This window comes from Shewanella japonica (genome assembly GCF_002075795.1).
Classification (GTDB): domain Bacteria; phylum Pseudomonadota; class Gammaproteobacteria; order Enterobacterales; family Shewanellaceae; genus Shewanella; species Shewanella japonica.
In genome coordinates this window covers 851,814-875,791 of record NZ_CP020472.1, presented here as the reverse complement: position 1 = coordinate 875,791, position 23,978 = coordinate 851,814, and the positions used below count along the sequence as shown (strand labels likewise).

Below are 23,978 nucleotides of genomic sequence, written 5' to 3'. Positions count from 1 at the left end.
AAAGATCTATTCTGCTAAAAATACCGTATGATGATGTTATTATGAGAATTACTGGAACACGTTATGTCCTCTGTTGTCTGTCAGTTATCACAAGTCACTAAAAGCTTTACCGACGGCGAGCAACGTCATCAAGTTCTTAATGATGTCGACTTAAGGTTACATCTCGGTGATACCATTGCATTAACAGGGCCTAGTGGTACAGGTAAAAGTACCCTGCTTAACATTATTGCAGGCTTTGAGCGTGTTGATGCCGGCCAGTTAACACTGCTAGAACAAGACACACACCTCTGGACTGATAACCAATGGGCATTATTTCGGCGCCAACAATTAGGTGTCGTATTTCAGCAGTTCAACCTCCTCACACCGCTAAATGTCATTGATAATATTAGATTTCCACTTCAGCTAAATAATCAAAAATGGAATATTTGGGGTGATGAACTCATTGAAAAACTTACACTTACTGAAGTCATTAACCGACCCGTTGAGACCTTGTCTGGTGGACAACAACAGCGAGTAGCGATTGCAAGAGCCTTAATCCATAAGCCTGCGCTACTATTAGCTGATGAGCCCACGGGTAATCTTGATGAAAAAGCAGGACAACAAGTCATGGGACTGTTGTGCGATCTAGCCAAAGCCGCTAACACAACAGTACTTATGGTAACGCACAGCGATACTTGTGCTGCGTTTATGCAAAGGCGCTGGCACCTTGAGCAAGGTAAAGTGCATGAATGATAAGCGAAGCAATCAAGACAATAAGCCTCAACTAGATGCAGGTACGAATCTAGGTACCATAAGCTGCACACCAACTGAACTTGATTATCGTTTAGAGCAAGACTCTGCTTCAGGCTATAGCTTATACAATAGTTTGGCCGTATTTGCTGCGCATTATCGCCATGCACCTTTACAAGCTGGTGCTATCTTACTTGGTATTATTTTGGCTGTTACGTTATTAATTGGGGTTAAATCCACCAACGAAAACGCAGTCCGAAGTTACAGTGAAGCTACGGAACTTTTAAGCCAACGAGCCTCGTTACTCATCACACCTAATACAGGTGAACAGTATCTGGATGAGCAAGTTTACTTTCGCCTTCGTCAAGCAGGAATAAGCCAAGCACTCGCTGTCATTAATGGGTTAGTGGTCGATAGTGAAGGACGACGCTGGCAACTTCAAGGTAGTGACCTGTTTGCAGCAATTAACCTTCAGCAGCATAGTGGCACTAATCAGAAAACAGATTCTGCAATTAACCCACATATCCCCTTAGCGAAATTACTCGGCGCTAAAAATATTCTGCTCATGAGCCAATCCTTAGCCGATAAAGTCGCCCCAGATGGCCTGTTTTACCTTCAAGACCCATTAAATGAACAAGGGTCGCCTATTTCACTTGAAGTGGTAGGCTTAGACGATGAGTTTGGCTTAGGAAATGCAATTGTTGCTGATATCTCTCTTGCGCAGTCTCTGCTAAATCATTCTCAAAAGTTATCTTATATTGCCTTATTTGACGAACCCAGCAGCTTGATAACTCAAATTAATCAAGCACAATTATTATTACAACAAGCTACGATAACAGAACAAGATCAAGGACAGGCACTCCAAGAGTTAACCCGTAGTTTCCATCTCAATTTAAATGCAATGAGTATGTTAGCCTTTGTTGTCGGCCTGTTTATCGCCTACAACGGTGTGCGTTACAGCTTGATGAAACGGCAAAAACTGTTAGTTCAACTGCTGCAATTAGGTGTCCAAAAGCACATGTTATTACTGGCACTTGTGGTTGAGCTCAGTTTTCTGGTGTTTGTCGGTTCAGTCGTTGGCTTCATTCTCGGTTTGCAGTTAAGTCTCTGGTTGCAGCCTATGGTTGCGATGACACTTGAACAACTATACGGTGCACGCTTAATGCCTGGTTCATGGCAATGGCAATGGTTAGTTCAAGCAATGGCATTAACCTTATTTGCAGGATTACTGGCCTGTTTACCTCTTTATCGCCAACTCACTAACCAGCCACTTGCTCGAATGATAGCCAAAAGCAATCAAGTATCGCATTTGGTCAAAACCCATCGTATGCAATTTATGATTGCCTGCATTGCATTAATTGGCTGTGCATTAGCATTTCCCTTTGCAAAACAGTATCAGGTCAGTTTGGGGTTAATGGGGATTGTGATCATTGCGATTCCACTGCTATTACCACTGACGATTTACCGTATCAGTGAATGGATGGCCAACCTCTTTCCTACTGGGTTATGGCATTACATGATTGCAGAAACAAAAGAGCTAATCGGCCCGCTATCTTTAGCTATGATGGCTATGCTACTGGCATTAACTGCCAATATATCAATGAATACATTAGTGGGCAGTTTTGAAATCACACTGAAAAACTGGCTTGAAAGTCGTCTTCATGCAGACTTGTATATGCGCCCTGCAAGCGACAAAATTCTTGAGATCCAAGACTTGTTATCAAAACAAGAAAAGGTTTCAGGTATTTACACGCAGTGGACTATCGCCTCGACCTACCAAGGAATGCCAATTGAGTTAGTGAGTCGAGACCTCTATTCAACCAAAGTCACAAGCTCTTTGAAGAGTCAGACGGATAACCTATGGTCAGAATTTGTCGCGGGTAAGCAAATCTTAATCAGTGAACCCATCGCAATAAAATATGGCTTAAACATTGGTGATAGTTTCAACATCTACCCCTTCAATCATGCCAGTACACACCAACTTCCAACGATTGGAGCCATTTTTTTTGACTATGGTAATCCCAAGGGGCAAGTCGTTATAGATAGAAGTTTATGGCAACAACTGCAATTACCACAGCAACCCAAAAGTATTGCAGCAAGTTATCAAGGCGATATCGGTCAACTTGAATCATTGCTGTTAGAAAGCAAATTGATCTCTAATGCCCAAATGTACAATCAAGCCAAAATCAAGCAGCAAGCCATTGCCATGTTTAAGCAAACCTTCTCGATAACCATGGTACTAAACAGTTTAACTCTGATTGTTGCTGCCATAGGATTATTCAGCGCTTGTTTAATGCTGATTCAGGCAAGGCAAGCTCCACTCGCCAAGCTCTACGCACTAGGAATTAATAAAAGAGAGTTACGTCTAATGACCTTTGTGCAAATGCAGTTGATTGTATTGCTAACCTGTTTAGTTGCGCTTCCTACAGGAGCGGTTTTGGGTTACTTGCTCATTAATAAAGTGACACTGCAAGCGTTTGGTTGGAGCATTGCAATGCTATGGGATTGGCCAGCTTATTTTCGAGTGGTCGTTATCGCACTAACAACCAGCGCTATCGCCATTGCGATTCCACTATATTGGCAAACCAGAAAACCGCTAATTAGTAGCTTACAGCAGGAGGCGTTGTGATTAACGATAACAAGCAAAATATTAACTCAGTTGCTCATAAAATTAGCCTCTGTTGTATGACGATTTTAATGCTCAGCGCATGCCAGCCTGAACCCGAATCGAGTCAAATTAACATGGGCGGGATATTAGGAGACGCTTCATCGAGTTTGACTCAATACACTAAGGTCGAACCGGGATATCAATTTACATTCCCAGCAGATCATTTAGGCCATGATGATTTTCGACAAGAGTGGTGGTATTTAACTGCCAATATGCAAACTCAATCTGGTGAACAGCTTGGCCTACAATGGACTCAATTTCGTATTGCGCTCACTAGTGAAGAGCCAAGTGGGGTAGTGAGTGCAATAGCTAACGCAGAAGTGACTGAAAAAAGCAGCCACGATCAAGCCAATAAATCCGCCCCACTTCAGCAACAAACTGACCACTCGAAATGGGCAACATCACAGATGTACATGTCCCATGCAGCTTTAACATCAATTGGCACTCATCAAGCCGCGGAAAAATGGTCACGAGCTCACCCCCAATTTGCCGATGTAACAGCAAACCCTTTCACAGTGAAACTAGATAATTGGCAATGGATGAGTGAATCATCAGCAATGTTTCCTGCAACACTCAAGGTCGCAACTGATACTTTTAGTTATCAATTATCCTTATCAAGCTCTGCACCTATGCAACTACAGGGCGAAAGTGGCTACAGCATAAAAAGTGCTGATAGCGCAGTTGCCTCTTATTATTACAGCCAACCATTTATTGATTTAAGTGGCACGATTACTCGTAACGGAAAACAAGAAACCGTCACAGGCAAAGCATGGTTAGATAGAGAATGGAGTTCGCAATTTTTGACCAAGGCGCAACAAGGTTGGGATTGGTTTTCCATCCGTCTTGATGATGATTCTGCATTAATGGTATTTCAGCTACGTGGAGCAGACAAAAATACACCAGCATTTTTCAGTGCTAGGAGAATGTTTGCCGACGGTAGTGGCCGAAATATCACTAACCAGAGAACGAACGATATTGCCATGAGACCGATAAGCTGGCAGCAAACTGACAGCGGAAAATATCCCGTTAGCTGGCAATTATCTATTGAAAGCGAACAAATCGATCTGACAGTAACAGCACTCAACCCTGACAGTAATATGTCACTTTCAATCCCTTACTGGGAAGGACCGATCCAGGTTTCTGGTAGCCATAAAGGCAATGGTTATATGGAGTTAACTGGTTATTAGGTTAACTACTCACTATGTAATATATACCAAATGCGATATGAATATGTGCCACCCACTTGGCACTGGGCTTATTGGATGTATGTTTATATTTAAATCAAACTCTGTATAAAATAAAAACAATTAATTTAATGTGTTTTATCCCGCTAATTTCCTTCAAATTCTCTCATCTTGGCCTAGAATCAATGTATCGCTTAAATTATCATCACCTAATTAAGTGACTGAGTAACTTCTAAAATGTGTCTTAGATCACGTTGCAAAATGTGATCTACAACAACAAACTATCAGTATACTCATTGCGAGGTATACCCATGATAAATGTGAGGTTTAAACTCAACATTATAGAGATGAATAAAGCCATTATTTGGCATATAAAACGATGATTAACCTTTCAAGGTTATCAACTAACAGCAAAGAGTGAGGAAACACCATGAGCATAAGCCGTCGCGAGTTTCTAAAAGCCAATGCCGCTACTGCAGCCGCGTCGGCTGTTGGGCTTGCCTTACCAATCAAAATGGTTCAAGCAGAAGAGAAATCTGCAGAAATTAAATGGGATAAAGCCCCATGTCGTTTCTGTGGTGTAGGTTGTAGTGTATTAGTCGGAACAAAAGGCGGTAAAGTTGTTGCGACTCAAGGTGACCCAGAAAGCCCTGTTAACAAAGGTCTTAACTGTGTTAAAGGCTACTTCCTTTCTAAGATCATGTACGGTAAGGACCGTTTAACTTCGCCATTATTAAGAATGAAAGATGGCAAGTATGACAAAGAAGGTGAATTCACTCCTGTTAGTTGGGATGTTGCTCTAGACACTATGGCTGACAAGTGGAAAGAAAGCATCGCCAAAAAAGGGCCAACTTCAGTTGGTATGTTTGGTTCTGGCCAATGGACAATTTGGGAAGGCTACGCTGCATCTAAATTGCATAAAGCTGGCTTCTTAACCAACAACATCGATCCTAACGCTCGTCACTGTATGGCATCGGCGGTAGGTGGTTTCATGCGTACTTTTGGCATTGATGAGCCAATGGGTAGTTATGACGACTTCGAAGCGGCAGATCATTTCGTGCTTTGGGGCGCGAACATGGCAGAAATGCATCCAATTTTATGGTCACGCTTAACTGACCGTCGCTTAAGCCATGCTGGCAGCAAGGTTCACGTTTTATCAACGTTTGAAAACCGCAGCTTCGAGCTTGCCGACAACGCAATGGTATTTAAGCCACAGTCTGACCTAGTTATCTTGAACTATATTGCTAACTACATCATTCAAAACGATGCGGTTAATAAAGACTTCGTTAGCAAACACACAAACTTCGCTGAAGGTGTCACTGACATCGGTTATGGCTTACGTCCAGAGCATCCATTAGAGAAGAAAGCGAAAAACCCAGGTAACGGTAAATCTAAGCCTATCTCGTTTGAAGAGTACGCGAAGTTCGTTAGCACATACACTGCAGAATACGCTTCAGAAATGAGTGGTGTACCTGTTGAGAATCTTGAGGAAATGGCAAAAGCTTACGCTGATCCTAACATCAAGATCATGAGCTTATGGACCATGGGTATTAACCAACATACTCGTGGTGTTTGGGCAAACAACATGCTTTATAACATTCACTTGTTAACCGGTAAAATTGCTACCCCAGGCAACAGCCCGTTCTCATTAACAGGACAACCATCAGCATGTGGTACCGCTCGTGAAGTCGGTACATTCGCTCATCGTCTACCTGCAGATATGGTCGTCGCTAACCCTAAACATCGTGCGATGACTGAAGATTTGTGGCAATTACCTGAAGGCACTATCCCGCCTAAACCAGGTTATCACGCCGTTCTTCAAAGCCGTATGCTTAAAGATGGCAAGTTAAATTGTTACTGGACTATGTGTACCAATAACATGCAGGCTGGTCCTAATATCAATGATGAAATTTACCCTGGTTTCCGTAACCCTGAAAACTTCATCGTGGTATCTGATCCATACCCAACGGTTACCGCAACTGCCGCTGACTTGATTCTTCCAACAGCAATGTGGGTAGAAAAAGAAGGGGCTTACGGTAACGCTGAACGTCGTACTCATATGTGGCATCAGCAAGTTAAAGCACCGGAAGGCGCTAAGTCTGATTTGTGGCAACTTGTTGAGTTCTCTAAGCGCTTCAAAGTGTCAGAAGTATGGCCTGCTGAATTAATTGCTAAAAAACCTGAATACGCAGAAAAGACGTTATATGACATCTTGTTCGCAAATGGTGTAGTGGATAAATTCCCTACTTCTGAGTGTAAAGGCGACTACAACGATGAAAATGATGCATTCGGCTTCTACCTTCAAAAGGGTCTGTTTGAAGAGTACGCACAGTTTGGTCGTGGCCATGGTCATGACTTAGATACCTTTGAAAACTACCACGAAAACCGCGGTAAACGCTGGCCTGTTGTGAACGGTACTGAAACAGTTCGTCGCTTCGTTGAAGGCAGTGACCCATATGTTAAAGCGGGTGAAGGTTATAACTTCTACGGTAAGCCTGATGGTCGCGCAGTTATTTTCGCACTGCCATTTGAGCCTGCAGCTGAAGAGCCAAATGAAGAATTCGACTTATGGATGTCTACTGGACGTGTTCTTGAACACTGGCATACAGCAAGTATGACTGCACGTGTACCTGAGCTGCACAAGTCATATCCAGATGCACAGGTATTCATGCACCCTAAAGATGCGAGTAGTCGTGGTCTTAAAAATGGTGATGAAGTGAAAGTGATTTCTCCACGTGGAGAAGTTAAAACACGTGTTGAAACCAAAGGCCGTAACAAACCGCCTGTCGGCGTGGTATTTATGCCATTCTTTGATGCTAGACAGCTGGTAAACAAGTTATTACTCGATGCGACTGATCCGTTATCTAAAGAAACGGATTTCAAGAAGTGTCCTGTGAAGATTGTTAAAGCCTAATTTGACTGACTGTCATGCCTCTTTAAACGATATTGAGGCATGACAACATCACTAATTTTCTCTATCCATTGATGATGAAACATAATGGATATGACGGAGTGTAAATCATGAAGAAAATACTCAGCCTTGCTGCGATAGTGCTCAGTCTTAGCGCTTGCTCAGGCCAACAAGCACAAGAAGCTGCCGCACCAGTAAATGTTAAATCACTTGCCGGAGACGTAGCCATTACTGATACGTTACCTGCAGAAGCTAAAGCGACTTACCCAAGTCGTGGTACAGCTTTAGAAAGAGATTTTGTGCATATGCCGCCGCTCATTCCGCATAAAGACTCTTATAAACTAACAACCAAGAAAAATGGGTGCTTAACCTGTCACAGCACAGAAAAAGCAGCTCGCATGAAAGCGACACCAGTGCATGAGTCTCACTTAAGTGCAGACGGTAAGTTTGATGATAAATATTACTTCTGTGTTCAGTGTCACGTTGCACAAGCTGATAATAAAGAAGCGTTAGTGGGTAACACTCACACTAACTAAGCTTTATTGAGTCAGAATACTGCTCGCAATAAAATGCCACCGTCTCATGACCGTGGCATTTTTTATGGCTGTTCATTGTACTCATGAGGCGCCCAGGCAGTCACCTCAGCTAACGAATAGTGCTGACGGTTAACGTTATGAATGGTTTTCAGTTTTAGCTGTCATAGAGGCTTTACTTCGCTTGTGGTAAAGCGCCTTACCTTAATCATATTTCTACCTTGATTAATTGTTGAGCCACATTTTGCATTGCGAGATGCAAGCTCTAATATGCTTTAAGTAGCCTCTTAATCAATAAGCGTTACTTGCATGTTTACTCTTAACATAAACCGAATAGATAAACTGTCTATATTAATTTTGAAGCATAAAAAAACCGCTGCAAAGGCAGCGGTTTTTAATTAAAGGGTTTAGTTAAGAATTACTTCTTAGCTTCACGCTCTTTAACTTCAGCAATTACTTTTTCAGCAACACTGTTTGGACATGGTGCGTAGTGAGCGAATTCCATAGAGAATTGGCCACGACCAGATGTCATAGTACGTAGTGAACCGATGTAACCGAACATTTCTGATAACGGTACGTCAGCTTTAATACGAACACCAGTAACACCAGCCATTTGGTCTTTGATCATACCACGACGACGGTTAAGGTCACCAATTACGTCACCTACGTTGTCTTCTGGGCTGAATACGTCAACATTCATGATAGGCTCAAGAAGTTGTGCACCGGCTTTAGGCATAGACTGACGGAATGCGCCTTTAGCAGCGATTTCGAACGCGATAGCTGACGAGTCAACTGCGTGGAAAGCACCATCAGTAAGTTCTAGTTCAACGTCTAACACAGGGAAACCAGCAACAGTACCGGTGTTCATCATGCTAGCGAAACCTTTCTCAACTGCAGGCCAGAATTCTTTAGGTACGTTACCACCAACAACTGAAGAGCTGAAAGTGAAGCCAGAGTTTTGCTCACCTGGACGGATAACGTAGTCGATCTTACCGAACTGACCAGAACCACCAGACTGTTTCTTATGCGTGTAGCTATCTTCTGTAACTTTAGTGATAGTTTCACGGTAAGCAACTTGAGGCTCACCAACAATTAAGTCAACACCGTAAGTACGCTTAAGAATGTCTACTTTAATGTCTAAGTGAAGCTCACCCATACCTTTAAGGATGGTTTCGCCTGAATCTTCGTCAGTTTCTACGCGGAAAGATGGATCTTCTGCAATCATTTTACCGATAGCGATACCCATTTTCTCTGAACCACCTTTATCTTTAGGTGCTACAGCGATAGAGATTACTGGCTCTGGGAATACCATTGCTTCAAGAGTACAAGGATGTTTAACATCACATAAAGTGTGACCAGTTTGAACATTCTTCATACCTACGATAGCGATAATGTCACCAGCTTGAGCTGAATCTAATTCGTTACGCTCATCTGCTTGCATCTCAACCATACGGCCAACACGCTCAGTTTTACCTGTTGCAGAGTTAAGGATAGTGTCACCCTTCTTAATACGACCTGAGTAGATACGTACGAAAGTTAGTGCACCGAAACGGTCATCCATAATCTTGAATGCAAGCGCTTTTAATGGAGCATCTGCATCAACGATTGCGTGTTCGCCAGTTTCATTACCTTCTTCATCAGTAAGAGGTTGTGGATCAACTTCAACTGGGTTAGGTAAGTAATCAACAACAGCATCAAGAAGAAGCTGCATACCTTTGTTCTTGAACGCAGAACCACAGTATGTTGGGAAGAAGTCCATTGTACGAGTACCCTTACGGATACAACGCTTGATGTCTTCCATAGATGGCTCTTCGCCTTCCATGTAAGCTTCCATTAGATCGTCGTCTTGCTCAACAGCAGTTTCGATTAACATTTCGCGGTATTCTTCTACCAAGTCAACCATGTCAGCTGGAACGTCTTCAATCTTGTAGTTTTCTGCTTGGCCTGTTTCATCCCAAACCCATGCTTTACGGGTTAATAGGTCAACAACACCAGAGAATTCGTCTTCGATACCAATCGGTAAAACCATAACTAATGGATTAGCAGCTAGAACGTCTTGAGTTTGCTTAACAACACGTAAGAAATCAGCACCCATACGGTCTAATTTGTTTACGAAGATGATACGCGCAACTTCTGATTCGTTAGCATAACGCCAGTTAGTTTCTGACTGAGGCTCAACACCACCAGAACCACAGAATACACCTACACCGCCATCAAGAACTTTAAGCGAACGATATACTTCAACTGTGAAGTCAACGTGGCCTGGAGTGTCGATAACGTTAAAACGGTGGTCATTCCAGAAACAGCTTACTGCTGCTGACTGAATAGTAATACCGCGCTCAGCTTCCTGTTCCATGAAGTCAGTAGTAGATTCACCATCATGTACTTCACCGATCTTATGGATCTTACCGGTTAGCTTTAGGATACGCTCGGTGGTCGTGGTTTTACCCGCGTCAACGTGAGCGAAGATACCAATGTTTCTGTATTTGGATAATTCGGTCATGATTCAACTTTAATGATTAGTTAAGAGGTAAACGGAGTATGTAAAAAAGCTAGACACACCGCACATCTGGTTATTTAAGGCGCATATTGTAAGTGGGAACCTTCAAATGCGCAAATGAGACTTGCAAAATTTATCACATTTCGCATAAAAAAATTGTCATTAATTTTAATATTTCTAAATAAAACAACAAAATAAAAGTTATTGTTTATTTTTCAAACAACTTAATTTTTTATGTTAAAACGCCGCATTTTTGACAACGGCTAGCTCAACCGAGGTAAATTTCGTGCAATTAGCAACAAAAAAGCCAATTTGTATCAAAATAAACATGCTATTCGTTAAAACTTGCTGGTAATTTCCATAAAAAAATCCCCAGCCATAAACTGAGGATTTTTGCTATATCATCGCCATAAACATTACATTATGGCTTGTTCATTATTACTCACCGTCAATCGGTAAAATAACAAACAGTAAGTCGCCTTGTGATACTTGCTGACCGTTACCATTCAGAATACGTTCAATACGGTACTTCTGATTTTCAGGGTAAAGAATCGCATTTTGACGGTTAAAGCCGGCTAATGTGACTTGTGAGAACATCTTCATTGCTTCTGTAAGCGCTAAAGTTTGATCTACAGTGACAATGTCACCTTCTTTAACGAAGTCAGGCTCACCTGGCGCTGGAGAGGTATAGAAGATACCGGCACCTTGTGCGAGTACTTTAAGTTCATTACTCTCTGCAACACGTAATGATTCAGTATCTAAACCAACAGTTTCAGCCGCTGCTTCCATTTCAGCAACCAATGCAGGTACGTCTAGCTCTGCCATTAGGCGTGGCAGATAATTCGTATCGTAAACACCTTGGTTAAAGGTGGCATCTTTCAGAATTAGCTTCAGTAATGGAATGTTAGTCGCAATACCCTTGATAACGACACTGTCTAGATATGCAGACATCTTAGAGACAACATCTTCACGTGACTCACCACGGATAATGATTTGAGCGATTAAGCTATCGTAGTATGGCGATACTTCCTTGCCAGTTTCAGCGATAGAAATAATCTCAATACCTTCACCTTCTGGCATCACGCACTCAGTTATCATGCCAGGGTTTGGTAATAATTGAAGTACACCTTCGCTGTCTAAAGCTGCTTTTTCAGCAGTGACACGTACTTCCATCGCGTAACCTTGCTCAACAGGCTGTAAATCTTCAATTGAGCGACCTGCAGCAATATCGAACTGAGCGCTAACAATATCGATACCTGATGTTGCTTCAGTAACTGGATGCTCTACTTGTAGACGTGTATTCATTTCCATGAAGTACACTTCGTTAGCATCAAGGTTGTAAATAAACTCAACCGTACCAGCACCCATGTAATCAGTCGCATCACCTAAAGCACGCGTATACTCCAGTACACGTTGCTTCAATTCTTCAGGCAACATGGTTGAACCAGACTCTTCGATTACTTTTTGGTTATTACGTTGAACTGAACAGTCACGAATGCCCAATACTTTGGTGTTACCAAACTTATCACGTAACAATTGCACTTCGATGTGACGAAGTGAAGTCACGTATTTCTCAAGGTATAAATCACCGTTACCAAATGCTGCAGCCGCTTCAGTAGAGGTTTTTTGGAATAAGCCAATCATGTCTTCAGGCTTAGTCACAACCTGGATACCTTTACCGCCACCACCTTGTACCGCTTTAAGCAATACTGGGTAACCAATTTCAATGGCCACATTCACTGCTTGTTCAGCATTAGTCAAAATACCATGTGAACCAGGTACAACAGGCACATTTTGCGCTTGCGAAGTCTTAATTGCATTCGACTTGTTACCCATAGTCGTCATTGAATGAACGCTAGGACCAACAAAGTTAACGCCATTGTTTACACACAATGCAGCAAACTGCGGGCTTTCAGATAAGAAACCAATACCAGGGTGAAGTGCATCTACGTTTTCGTAATCAGCAACTTTCAGAACAGAGTATGCATTTAAGTAACTTTCATCTGAGGTGTTACCACCAATACAAACCAGCTTATCGTTAACTTTCAACATATCTGCTGGCACTGAGGTCATATCAGGATCTGAAGCAACAAGAACAACATTGATGTCATTATCATGTGCCTTACGGATCAATTTAACCGCTGTACAGCCACGTGCGTGAACCAAGACTTTGTCAATTGGCTTCATCAGCATACGAGGATCGTCTTGAACGATTTTCTCTTCTATCGCTTTCACTTCCGGCACTAAGCTTGATAATGCTTTCGCAATGACATCATGAGCATGTAATGTCGGTAGTGGCATTAATGGATCAATGCTTGATAAATGGCTATCGAGTGTGTCGCTGAATGGGTTATGCACTAACCCCGTCATTGCACCAGGTACTTTTGATAAGTAGTTAGATAACGTTGCAGTAGACGGCAAGTAAGCAGGAACAACCATTTGACCCGCAAACGGCATATTTGTACCTGATAGGTAGTAAGTTTGCACTAAAGGATGCGTTACAAAACTTGCTTGAGCACCACCAGTACAATCACCAAAGCCAAACATCAATACTGGTAATTCGTTATCACGAACAAAACGGGTAATACGGTCATTAACCACAGCCATTGAGAATAGAGCCGCTGCACCTTCTTTAGTTTGCATACCACCTGAACTGATGAAACAAACGACAGGTAATTTACGTTTAGCACATTCAATCAATAGCGCGCTGAACTTCTCAGCACTCGCCATATCAAATGCCCCCGCTTGGAATGCAATATTTGATACCGCAACACCTACGCGTAATTTGCTTTCGCCATGTTCAAAGTCAGCAAGACCTGTGATTAAACCACATGGGCGAATGCCTTTATCTAATGCATCTTCAATAGATAAACGGAAACCAGGGAAGTTAAGTTGGTTTGCCGACATTTTGTCGCCATTTAGCTCTTCGAATTCAGTGAAGAACTTAGCAATCACACTTTCCCAACCCATTTTGCCTTGACGTTTTTCATCACGTAAAACTTTTTGGATAAGTAAATCTTGGTAACCCATAGTCAAACGGTTCCAGAAGTCTTTACGACGACCAATGCGCACAGGGTTAATTGCACCCGTGTACTTAGAATGGTCTTCTTCACTGTCAAAGTATTCTGGTAATAAACGTTCAAAGAAGTAAGTTAAGATCACGAATAAACTGTCGTTTAATTGTGGGAAACCAACACTCTTCCATTGCTCAACACGAGTCAGCAATTCAGCACGGTTCGATTGACCCATGAAGAATTTAAGCCACTTGTAGAACTTACTTTTATCATTGGCATCATCATTAGTAGATAATGCAGTGTCGATAGAGGTATGTAATAGCTTATCAACTGATTCACGCGATAAGCTTTTAGACATCATCGCTTCTTTAGAAATCGATGCTAAATTTTGAACCACATTGTCATATAACGCATTGAAGATAAGTACGTTGTGACATTGCCAAATAAAGTCTTCACGCAGCTCATCATTAACAACAATATCAAGCACGGTTAACTGATTAAGCTCAGGCCATGGCGCTTGTGTTGTTGAAGCAGGTAAAGACTCAAGGTACTTGATTAAGCCTTTAAAGTTGTTCGCAGCATTGCTTTTCCAGCGATGATATAGCGACCAACCAATATTGAATAACAATGCCTTACGTGCTTTTTTATAGTTTTCTTTTGGCTCACCAAGAATGAAACGAGTAATGACGTTACGTTCAGCTGAAATTTCGCTACGTTTACTGTCGAATGTGCCCCAAAGCTTATTCAATTCTTCATCGTACACTAGCTTATCTGGCGTTGATAACCATGCTTGGAAAACACTGTCTTGTTCTTGTTGAATACGTGCTAATAAATCACCTTCAGGCACACTGACTTTCGACAAGCGACCATACTGTTCAACAGAAATAGAATGAATACGGCTACGTAAGGTTAAATAACGTAGGTAACGATATGCACTGCCAAATAAGTTATGGTGCATGGTCGGGCTATTCGCCACAGCCAAACCTTGGTTATTTTCAAGTGCAGCTAAGTTCTTAGATGGGTCTAAGAAACGCGACAAACTGCGGTCATAATGCTCACGTAAATCATCAGAATCACGAACGAAAGTAATTGCTGCTTTCTCTACTGCTTCAATACCACTGATAATTGCACGACGTAAATTATGTTGGCGCTCATCTTTATCGTATGGTGAGAAATCGACGATACCGTCGATACAACCTGCAGAAAGTAACTCTTCTGGTGATACACCGACTGACTTAGCACATTCCTGCCAAGACAAGTTGTATTTACGGGCAATTGATTGCAAACCTTGAGGCTGAATAGTATTGAAAATACCATCACGTAATGACAATAAGATGTTGGCTGCAGCTAATGGAATTGCACCGCCTGAGTAACCTGCACCAATGACAATACCAACGGTTGGAACATCAACGTTGGCACTTTCAGCAATCGCTTTTGAAATCGAGTGTGCTTGGTTTTGACTGTTAGCCACTTCGCCCGCATCAGCACCTGGAGTGTCAATGAGGTATACGATTGGCATTGATAATTCAGCAAAATGACGAATCGCTTTACATGCCGCTAAGTGATGCTCTGGCATCCACGCGCCATTAGATGTGGTTCTTTCTTGAGCGATAAAACCTACACGACGAGTACGAGATCCGAAATTTAATTCAATTTCAGCACTGTAAAAAGAGCCTAAATGCTCTTCAGTGATCAGCTTACCTTTAAGGTCTGCAATCACACGTTTGGCACTAGGGCGGTTTTTATCTTGAGTCGGTTGAATAACCTTAGATACATAACTGTCAACATCAAGTGTCGACAATTCTTTTAAATTCGATTGGATAGCATCTTCAGAAAGTAGACCTTTAACTTCTTCAGCTAATGTCTGCTTACTGTGGGCTGGGAAAAGCGAAAAATCTTTAGCTAAATGTTCCGCTTGTAAAAATAGTGGATCAGCCACTTGTTGTACTGTCTTGTTTACGGGCTGCTTTTTGCTAGTCATCCTTAGATCCTCTGCTTTTATAGCCTCTAAAATTTTTAGTCGGTAAATATAACTTTGTTCGCTGTCCAATTACCATTAAACTGTCGAAGACGCTTTGTTCCATTTTTGAGACAGTGAGGCTAAAGTGCCTGATTTAAACGGTATGATGCTGTTTGCAGCAGTAGTTAGAGCAAAAGGCTTTTCGCAAGCCGCCCGAGACATCGGACAACCAAAATCAACCATAAGTCGCAAAGTAGCTCAATTAGAAGAGCAACTTGGCGTGCGTTTATTGCAACGGGACACGCGTAATTTAAGCCTAACCCAAGTTGGTGCATTATTCTTTCAGCATTGCGATTCGATTAGCCAAGAAATTGATGCTGCCAAGGCCATTATTGAAAATACCCATAGCGATATTTCGGGGTCTTTGCGTATCGCAATTCCAGTGTCATTTTCTCAAGAAGTCATTGCTAACTTATGTAGTAGCTTCATGCGTCTTTACCCCAACATTGAGCTGGATGTTCAATTTACCGACAGTAATGTAGGCTTAGTGGGTGAAGGCTATGATATCGCCATCAAGTACGGGCCATTAGAATCCTCTGACTTAGTCGCTCGATTGCTTTTTGAGCGCCAACCTATTTTAGTCGCAAGTCCTGGTTATCTCAAAAAATCGGGCACGCCAGCGACGCCCCAAGAGCTAGCTCAGCACAGTGGGATATTATTAGGAACAAGCTTATCAGCACCAATATGGCCTGTTGGTAAAGGGAGCCGTAAAACAATGGCCACCTTTAAACGCAAAGTACGCGTTAATAGTGCCAGTATGGTTAAGCGACTCGCTCAAGATGACTTTGGCATTGCGATGTTATCAAATACCAGTTGCAAGCAAGAGTTAGCCGCAGGAACATTAGTGCCACTGTTGCAAGAATGGCCGATGGAACCATTTAAAGTTTATGGGGTTTACTCAAGCCGCCGCCAGTTAGCCAGTAATATCAGTGCATTTTTAGACTTCTTCGCCAAACGTTATAGTAGTCAGGAATCATTACAATCTATAATGAATTAGCGATCTAGCCGTGTTAAATTAAACAATAACAAAGACATTCTAAAGGAATAGCCATGTTCAAGCCCTTAATCACAAGCACATTAGCTGCAGCAATGTTGCTCAGTGTTAATCCCGCCTATGCGCAAAATGAATCAAGCAGCCTAAATGTAGAAGAATTGCGCCTTCCTAATGTGATGGAAGTGATGGCAGATGTGGCTAACCGCTTTGATAACCTTAATACACAATTAGATAATAAGCTCAATTCATCAACGGATGAACTGGCCATTACGCAAATGGTGGCATCACAAGGAACCAAGCTTTGGCAACAGGCAGTCGCCGATGTTAAAGCAGGTAACTACGATGATCGCGCGCTCTACTGGAGCCGCTTAGCAATGCGAAAAACCTTAAAAACAGCAGATGCTGGTTACAATATAGTGCCTTGGCAGCGCGACATTCTGATTAATGCATTTGAGAAGTCATCTCGCGGGCTTAGCGATATTCACTTTAAACCAGAAACTCGAATAAAGATCCTAGTCACTGGCTTTGACCCTTTCTTTTTAGACAAAGACATCACTCAAAGTAACCCTTCAGGATTAACTGCATTAGCACTTGATGGCATGACGTTCGACGTTAATGGTAAACAAGCTCAAATCGAAACTGTGATGATCCCAGTTCGTTTTGCTGATTTCGATGACGGTATGATTGAATCTCTACTGACACCTATGTATCGCGATAACAGTATTGATATGATTTTCACCGTCAGTATGGGGCGAGATGATTTTGATATTGAGCGTTTTCCTGCAAGAGGCCGCAGTGCTGCAGCGCCAGATAATCTCAATGTTTATACAGGTGCCAGTAAAACAGCTCCACAAGCTCCGCTATTCAATGGAGGAACATTAAACGGCCCTGAATATGTTGAGTTCTCACTGCCTGTTAGAGCAATGCAACAAGTAGAGGGTAAATGGAAGGTCAATGACAATCATCAAGTCACCACCGTGAGCCGTGGACAATTTGATGCGAAAAACATTTACGAATTAGTCAATGAAACATCAGTTGAAGGTTCTGGCGGCGGCTATTTGTCCAATGAAATATCTTATCGTAGTATCTTGTTAAAACAGCAGTTTAACCGTGATATTCCTGTTGGGCACATTCATACCCCGAGAGTCAGTGGTTATGATGCAGATACGGAATGGGCCATTGTTGAACAAATCGTCGACATGGTAAAACTTGCCGCTGCAAAATAGCTGCAGCATCACTCATCTTGCCGCATGCTATTATCTCGAGGTTTGCGGCAGGACGATTCTACACGCTATAATCAAGCTCGATGTTTTCATTTCCTGATTCACTATAAACGCTTTCAACAAGCCTTTTAGCCAAGCCAAATATGCTTAAATCATTGTTCCGTCGTCAAACGCAGTCATCAATAAATCACGCTGCTACAAGTATTCCCAACGATAAAGCATCGATGAAAACTTGTTTACCTAAAACAGAGGCGCAACAACAAATTTTACGCAAAGTAGAAGCTGACTATCTGCAAGCAGAAAGCTTATTGAAACGTCAATTCCCTCGCCCTACTATTCAATTTACCTTAAGAGGAAAAAGCGCAGGAACGGCTCATCTCCAATTAAATAAGCTCAGGTTTAATCCTGTATTACTTGAAGAAAATATCACTGAATTTATCGATCAAGTTGTGCCTCATGAAATCAGCCATTTACTCAGTTTTCAACTGTATGGTCGGGTTAAGCCCCACGGGCAAGAGTGGCAAAACATCATGACTAATGTATTTAATGTACCTGCCGATACGACCCATCAGCTGAATACTCAATCCGTTGCAGGTAAGCAATTTCAATATCGTTGTGACTGCGGTCCTATCATGTTATCCATTAGGCGCCACAATAAAGTGCAACGTCATCAAACACAGTACCGCTGCAAATCTTGTCAGCAAGTATTAACGCCATTAACTCTTTCGCAATAACTTTCGCAATAATCTGCTATTTAATAATGCAAAATATGAGCTTATGGTCTGGCCGTTAAAATCCAAAATACAATCCACAGTTCTGATTGCATCCCAAGTTTCAATCCCTTACCATCCTTTGCAAATATCAGGCTAAACCAACCCGTATAGCCTGTGCCGTATTGAATGTCGTTAGGGTTTATTGTGCCGTATTTAAAAGTTTCAAATCTGTTCCAAATGGGTATCGTGTTATTTGTTATCACAACTATTACGAGTGTTAGTGCACAAGCAGCCCAACATCCATCAAGTTTTAGAAGTGCGAAAAAAATTGCCCAGAAGATATATAGTCAGTCATTACCAATGAGCAGCTTTTATTGCGGTTGTGATATTGAAGTGATTGGTAAACAATGGAAACCAAACCTAGACAGCTGTGGTTACCAAGTACGCAAACAAATTCCACGAGCAAATCGAATCGAGTGGGAGCATGTTGTCCCTGCATGGGAGTTTGGTCATCAGTTGCAGTGCTGGCAAAATGGCGGTCGTAAGAATTGCGGCAGAACCAGTGCAGAATTTAAGAAAATGGAAGCCGATTTGCACAATCTAACCCCTGCTGTTGGTGAAGTTAATGGCGATAGAAGCAACTACCGCTTTAGCGAATGGAATGGAGAAGCCACACAATATGGCCAATGTGCTATGGTTGTTGACTTTAAAGGCCGCAAAGCACAGCCGCCAAAGCAAAGCCGCGGCGCAATTGCTCGTACCTACTTTTACATGCAGCAAACTTATGGCTTAGCTATCTCTGCTAGCCAGAAACGCTTATTCAACGCATGGGATAGAACTTATCCAGTTGATAAGGTTGAATGTTTAAGAGATGAATTAATTTCAGAAAATCAAGGCAATCATAATAATTTTGTCTTAAAACAATGTCAGAATCTCGGCCTCATTGATTAAGGATTTACTATGCGCGTCCCAAGAATTTATCAACCAATCAATGATCTTGCTGTTAATCAGCACGTAAAACTAGACGAAGATGGTGCTGCCCACATTGGTCGTGTTCTGCGAATGACCGAAGGCGAAAACATCCGTTTATTTACTGGAAATGGCAACGATTATTTGGCAACAATAATCAGTGCAAACAAAAAAAACGTCACCGTTGAAATCATTGAAAATACGCCAAATAATTCAGAGTCACCACTAGACTTACATTTAGGTCAAGTGATATCTCGAGGTGACAGAATGGACTTTACCATTCAAAAGTCAGTTGAATTGGGCGTAACCACTATTACCCCGCTCTTTTCTGACCGCTGTGGGGTCAAATTAAGTGGCGAGCGTTTAGAAAAGAAAATCAGCCAATGGCAAAAAATTGTCATCAGTGCATGTGAACAATCGGGACGTAGTTTCGTACCGAAAGTCAGGCCTGCGATGACACTTAATCAATGGTGTGCTGAGCAAACTGACGCATTAAAGTTAAATCTGCACCCGCGTGCTGCACATGGCATTAATGGACTATCGCTAGAAAATACCAAGGTTCGGTTATTAATTGGCCCTGAAGGCGGTCTATCAGAAGAAGAGATCGCCATGACGGAAACACATCAATTTACGGATGTGTTACTTGGCCCTAGAGTATTACGCACAGAAACAGCTTCACTGACTGCGATTACCGCGTTGCAACTACGTTTCGGTGATATCGGTTAATCAATGATAATAAGCATTGAGAAAATAAGGATAAAGTATGATTAAGCTCGGCATAGTAATGGATCCAATCAGCGACATTAACATCAAAAAAGACTCAAGTTTTGCAATGTTAATGGCAGCCCAATCTCGTGGTTACGAACTGTATTATATGGAAATGCAAGATCTCGCTATGGTAAATGGCAAGGCAATGGCAACCATGCGTTCACTGACAGTTGAAGATAATGCCACTAAATGGTTTGAATTAGGCGACAGCGAAGATACGCCACTTGCTGACTTAGATGTCATTTTAATGCGTAAAGATCCGCCATTTGATACTGAGTTCATTTATGCCACTTATATGCTTGAACGCGCTGAAGAAGAAGGCGTTTTAATCGTCAACAAACCACAAAGTTTGCGTGATGCGAATGAAAAATTGTTCACTGCTTGGTTTCCAGAGTTTACCCCTGAAACCGTGGTAACTCGTGATGCCAAACGCATCCGTGCTTTCCTCGCTGAAAAAGGCGATATTATTCTTAAACCACTTGATGGTATGGGTGGCGCATCAATTTTCCGTGTAAAACAAGATGACCCGAACATTGGCGTTATTTTAGAAACGCTCACAGAGCACGGTTCACGCTACGCCATGGCGCAAGGCTTTATCCCAGAAATTAAGCAAGGTGATAAACGTATTTTAGTTGTTGATGGTGAGCCAGTCCCTTACTCACTTGCACGTATACCCATGAAAGGTGAAACCCGAGGTAATTTAGCGGCAGGCGGCAGCGGGGTTGCTCAACCGCTATCTGAAAGCGATTTTCATATTGCACGCACATTAGGGCCTGAACTTAAAAAGCGTGGCCTAATCTTTGTTGGGTTAGATGTTATCGGAGATAAGCTCACCGAAATCAATGTTACTAGCCCAACGTGCATCAAAGAAATTGAAGCTGCGTTTGATGTCGATATTACCGGCATGCTAATGGACGCAATTGAAGCACGAATCAATAAACAAGCTTAACAATATTATAGGCTCAATAATGACGGTCATTTACCATCAAGTTGAGCCTTAATTTTACTTCAGGATTTATCATGACAATAAGAACAACACTGAGCTTAATGCTTGGGATGACCCTGTGTTTCTCATCGGTTTCTATGGCAAGTCAGCCATTAGCAGAAGCCAATATGCTTGCAGCAACCAAACAGACCAATCAAGTACAGGTTCAAGTTTCTAGTGTTTCTGATACCACAGTTTCTAGTGCTCCAAGCACAGCACCACAAGCCACAAATTCTGACACAGCTTCAAGCAAGGACTCATCAACACCTATTGTCGCGCCCATCACTAATATTCCTAATAAAAAAGCAAAACAAACTTCAGGCCCGGCTAAACCCAAGAATATGATCATTATGATTGGTGATGGTATGGGTCCCGCATACACCACCGCTTACCGCTATTTTAAAGATAACCCTGAAACACAAGAGATTGAACAAACAGTGTTTGATCGCTTACTTGTCGGCATGTCAAGCACTTACCCTGCACCTGTTAGCGGATATGTCACAGATTCAGCAGCATCAGCCACAGCCTTAGCGACGGGCTTTAAAACCTATAACGGTGCCATTGCTGTTGATGAAAATAAACGTCCGTTGACAACCATTATGGAAATGGCTAAAAAGCGAGGCTTATCAACTGGCGTAGCTGTATCATCTCAGGTAAATCATGCCACACCAGCGGCTTTTCTTGCCCATAATGAACACCGCAGAAACTATGTCGAAATCGCTGAGGACTACTTTAACTCTGATGCAGATGTCATTTTAGGTGGCGGACAAAAATATTTTTCAGAAGCCTTACTGAAGCAATTTACCGATAAAGGGTATCAGCACATCACAGAGTTTGCTCAATTAGACTCTATAACCGAACCTAAAGTGCTAGGACTGTTTGCCGATGTGCAACTGCCTTGGGTCATCGATGACAAACAAGGACACAAACTCAGCACCTTAACTCAAAAAGCATTAGATTTATTATCTCAAAACGAGCAAGGTTTTGTCTTAATGGTTGAAGGTAGCCTAATCGACTGGGCTGGCCATTCAAATGATATCGCCACGGCCATGGGAGAAATGGATGAGTTCGCTAATGCTATCGAGGTTGTGGAGCAATTTGTTCGTGAACGCCAAGATACGCTAATGGTTGTTACTGCTGACCACAATACCGGTGGCCTATCTATCGGCGCAAATAATGAATACGCTTGGGAGCCCGCGATTCTTCATCAGATAACGGCTTCACCTGAAATGATTTCAAAAGCACTAATCGCAACTGATGAATGGCAAAAACGATTTAACGAGCTCATTGGTTTTGAGGCAACAGACGAAGAAATCGCTAAGCTTAGCGCTGCAAGAATGCAGGGACAAAAGCAGCTATTTACAACCATTTTATCTGTCATAGATCTTCGTACAAACACAGGTTGGACGTCTTTAGGACACACTGCTGATGACGTACAAGTGTTTGCCGCTGGACCGGGAGCAATCTTATTCAGTGGTCACCAAGATAATATTGATATCGCCACTAAGATGATGAGTTTATTGCCTAAAGCTGCTCGATAACCCCTAAATCTCATCTCTTGATGAAAGGGCGCAGTATTAGCTGTGCCCTTTTTTATGCAAGTTTACCTTTAATAAACACGCTTTGATAACGTAAACAGTTCAGCACTTCTTTGCTATAATCGCCCTCATAACAACTGAGTTAATTTATTAAGGTCGATTCTGTGCTCACCAACACTTCTCAAGTTTTAATGCGCAATGTTCAATTCATCGAAAACCAGCACCTGCTGATTTTAAATCATGAAGCCGATACTCTCGCATCAGAGCTCCTTAGTCATGCTGCATCAGTTACAAGCTTAGCGCTTGATTTTAATCATTATCAATATGTGGCTAATCAGAAAAAAGCGCATCTTACGAGCTACTTTGGCCACCAACTGCCTGACGATACCAAGCAAAAATTTGATACAGTCATTGTCTACTTTCCAAAAGCAAAAGCATTAGCGCCCTACCTATTTCAATTAGCAGCTCAACATCTATCTGTTGGCGGTACGCTTATCGTTATTGGCGACAATAAAGGCGGAGTAAAATCCTTAGCAAAACTATTGCCTGACTATTATTCTGCGCCATTAAAGCGCGATAATGCTCGACACTGTTTACTATTCATTGCTGAATTAACCGCAATTGCACCAATATTCTCGATTGAAGATTGGGTCAGCCACTATTCATTATCGACACCACAAGGAGACATTACTATTTGTAACCTTGTTGGCGTATTCAGTGAGAAAAAGCTCGATCAAGGTACTGAATTACTGCTGTCAAACCTGCCAGAATTATCGGGAAGAGTTCTAGATTTCGGCTGTGGAGCTGGCGTTATTAGTGCAGCAATGCTTAAAGTAAACCCACAACTTAACGTTGAATGTATTGATATTAATGCAATGGCGCTCAAAGCCTGCGAGCTGACCTTAGCTGCCAATCAGATGACTGCTAAAGTTTATCCATCAGATGGCTTTAAACAAATACAAGGGCAATTTAACGGTATAATTTCTAATCCGCCGTTTCACGATGGATTAGCCGCCACCACACATATTGCCAAAGATTTCGTCAAACAAAGCGCCAGCAGTTTATCTGCCAATGGTGTATGGCAAATTGTGGCTAACCGTAACCTTCCGTACGCAGACACAATTGCAGCTGAATTTGGCCAAGTTAATGTTCCTGCTGAAAATAATAAGTACAAATTGTACTTTTTCCATAAGTAACAACAAATTAACAACTAAAGAAAGATGAGTGCT

General features: G+C 42.1%; 15 protein-coding genes. 13 read left to right on the top strand and 2 right to left on the bottom strand.

Features of this window, described 5'->3' with window-relative positions; all coding sequences use genetic code 11:
* Positions 1 to 63: 63 nt before the first annotated feature.
* The 5 genes from SJ2017_RS03755 (at position 64) to SJ2017_RS03735 (ending at position 8,028) form a co-directional block, all read left to right on the top strand.
* Positions 64 to 732 carry an ABC transporter ATP-binding protein gene (locus SJ2017_RS03755; protein ID WP_055022749.1) on the top strand — a complete coding sequence of 223 codons (669 nt, stop codon included), beginning with the start codon at positions 64 to 66 and terminating at the stop codon, positions 730 to 732.
* Positions 725 to 3,358: an ABC transporter permease gene (locus tag SJ2017_RS03750; RefSeq protein WP_080914907.1), complete on the top strand. Its 2,634-nt coding sequence runs from the start codon at positions 725 to 727 to the stop codon at positions 3,356 to 3,358. Before SJ2017_RS03755 ends, SJ2017_RS03750 begins: the two co-directional genes overlap by 8 nt.
* A 113-nt stretch (positions 3,359 to 3,471) precedes the next feature.
* Positions 3,472 to 4,584: a lipocalin-like domain-containing protein gene (locus SJ2017_RS03745; RefSeq protein ID WP_420876301.1), complete on the top strand. Its 1,113-nt coding sequence runs from the start codon at positions 3,472 to 3,474 to the stop codon at positions 4,582 to 4,584.
* A 427-nt stretch (positions 4,585 to 5,011) separates the two neighbouring features.
* Positions 5,012 to 7,495 (top strand): nitrate reductase catalytic subunit NapA, encoded by a 2,484-nt coding sequence (gene napA, locus SJ2017_RS03740; RefSeq protein WP_055022650.1) that lies wholly within the window; start codon positions 5,012 to 5,014, stop codon positions 7,493 to 7,495.
* Between the two features lie 107 nt (positions 7,496 to 7,602).
* A complete protein-coding gene (locus tag SJ2017_RS03735) occupies positions 7,603 to 8,028 on the top strand; it encodes a nitrate reductase cytochrome c-type subunit (RefSeq protein WP_055022651.1) in 426 nt (141 codons plus the stop codon).
* A 415-nt stretch (positions 8,029 to 8,443) separates the two neighbouring features.
* Here SJ2017_RS03735 and fusA read toward each other — a convergent pair whose 3' ends face one another.
* Positions 8,444 to 10,528 carry an elongation factor G gene (gene fusA / locus SJ2017_RS03730; protein WP_080914906.1) on the bottom strand — a complete coding sequence of 695 codons (2,085 nt, stop codon included), beginning with the start codon at positions 10,526 to 10,528 and terminating at the stop codon, positions 8,444 to 8,446.
* A gap of 435 nt (positions 10,529 to 10,963) precedes the next feature.
* On the bottom strand, positions 10,964 to 15,520 hold the full coding sequence (locus SJ2017_RS03725) for an ATP-binding protein (protein ID WP_055022653.1): 4,557 nt from the start codon (positions 15,518 to 15,520) through the stop codon (positions 10,964 to 10,966).
* A 124-nt stretch (positions 15,521 to 15,644) separates the two neighbouring features.
* Here SJ2017_RS03725 and SJ2017_RS03720 point away from each other — a divergent pair, with 124 nt between their 5' ends.
* The 8 genes from SJ2017_RS03720 (at position 15,645) to SJ2017_RS03685 (ending at position 23,945) form a co-directional block, all read left to right on the top strand.
* Positions 15,645 to 16,556, top strand: a complete 912-nt coding sequence (locus SJ2017_RS03720) for a LysR family transcriptional regulator (RefSeq protein WP_055022654.1) — start codon at positions 15,645 to 15,647, stop codon at positions 16,554 to 16,556.
* A gap of 53 nt (positions 16,557 to 16,609) precedes the next feature.
* A complete protein-coding gene (locus SJ2017_RS03715; RefSeq protein WP_080914905.1) occupies positions 16,610 to 17,779 on the top strand; it encodes a pyroglutamyl-peptidase I family protein in 1,170 nt (389 codons plus the stop codon).
* 140 nt (positions 17,780 to 17,919) lie between these two features.
* The gene (locus tag SJ2017_RS03710) at positions 17,920 to 18,510 is read left to right on the top strand and encodes a SprT family zinc-dependent metalloprotease (RefSeq protein ID WP_080914904.1); all 591 of its coding nucleotides are present in this window, start codon (positions 17,920 to 17,922) and stop codon (positions 18,508 to 18,510) included.
* Between the two features lie 216 nt (positions 18,511 to 18,726).
* Positions 18,727 to 19,440, top strand: a complete 714-nt coding sequence (locus SJ2017_RS03705) for an endonuclease (protein ID WP_156003414.1) — start codon at positions 18,727 to 18,729, stop codon at positions 19,438 to 19,440.
* 9 nt (positions 19,441 to 19,449) lie between these two features.
* Positions 19,450 to 20,184: a 16S rRNA (uracil(1498)-N(3))-methyltransferase gene (gene rsmE, locus SJ2017_RS03700; protein WP_055022658.1), complete on the top strand. Its 735-nt coding sequence runs from the start codon at positions 19,450 to 19,452 to the stop codon at positions 20,182 to 20,184.
* A gap of 37 nt (positions 20,185 to 20,221) precedes the next feature.
* Entirely contained in the window at positions 20,222 to 21,175 is a 954-nt protein-coding gene (gene gshB, locus SJ2017_RS03695) for a glutathione synthase (RefSeq protein ID WP_055022659.1), read from the top strand.
* Between the two features lie 71 nt (positions 21,176 to 21,246).
* A complete protein-coding gene (locus tag SJ2017_RS03690; protein WP_244899766.1) occupies positions 21,247 to 22,752 on the top strand; it encodes an alkaline phosphatase in 1,506 nt (501 codons plus the stop codon).
* 161 nt (positions 22,753 to 22,913) lie between these two features.
* Positions 22,914 to 23,945, top strand: a complete 1,032-nt coding sequence (locus tag SJ2017_RS03685) for a class I SAM-dependent methyltransferase (RefSeq protein WP_080914902.1) — start codon at positions 22,914 to 22,916, stop codon at positions 23,943 to 23,945.
* Positions 23,946 to 23,978 lie beyond the last annotated feature (33 nt).

Coding starts and splice junctions, on each gene's coding strand:
- SJ2017_RS03755 (WP_055022749.1), top strand. CDS start 64: ATGTCCTCTGTTGTCTGTCAGTTATCACAAGTCACTAAAAGCTTTACC.
- SJ2017_RS03750 (WP_080914907.1), top strand. CDS start 725: ATGAATGATAAGCGAAGCAATCAAGACAATAAGCCTCAACTAGATGCA.
- SJ2017_RS03745 (WP_420876301.1), top strand. CDS start 3,472: ATGGGCGGGATATTAGGAGACGCTTCATCGAGTTTGACTCAATACACT.
- napA (WP_055022650.1), top strand. CDS start 5,012: ATGAGCATAAGCCGTCGCGAGTTTCTAAAAGCCAATGCCGCTACTGCA.
- SJ2017_RS03735 (WP_055022651.1), top strand. CDS start 7,603: ATGAAGAAAATACTCAGCCTTGCTGCGATAGTGCTCAGTCTTAGCGCT.
- fusA (WP_080914906.1), bottom strand. CDS start 10,528: ATGACCGAATTATCCAAATACAGAAACATTGGTATCTTCGCTCACGTT.
- SJ2017_RS03725 (WP_055022653.1), bottom strand. CDS start 15,520: ATGACTAGCAAAAAGCAGCCCGTAAACAAGACAGTACAACAAGTGGCT.
- SJ2017_RS03715 (WP_080914905.1), top strand. CDS start 16,610: ATGTTCAAGCCCTTAATCACAAGCACATTAGCTGCAGCAATGTTGCTC.
- SJ2017_RS03710 (WP_080914904.1), top strand. CDS start 17,920: ATGCTTAAATCATTGTTCCGTCGTCAAACGCAGTCATCAATAAATCAC.
- SJ2017_RS03705 (WP_156003414.1), top strand. CDS start 18,727: ATGGGTATCGTGTTATTTGTTATCACAACTATTACGAGTGTTAGTGCA.
- rsmE (WP_055022658.1), top strand. CDS start 19,450: ATGCGCGTCCCAAGAATTTATCAACCAATCAATGATCTTGCTGTTAAT.
- gshB (WP_055022659.1), top strand. CDS start 20,222: ATGATTAAGCTCGGCATAGTAATGGATCCAATCAGCGACATTAACATC.
- SJ2017_RS03690 (WP_244899766.1), top strand. CDS start 21,247: ATGACAATAAGAACAACACTGAGCTTAATGCTTGGGATGACCCTGTGT.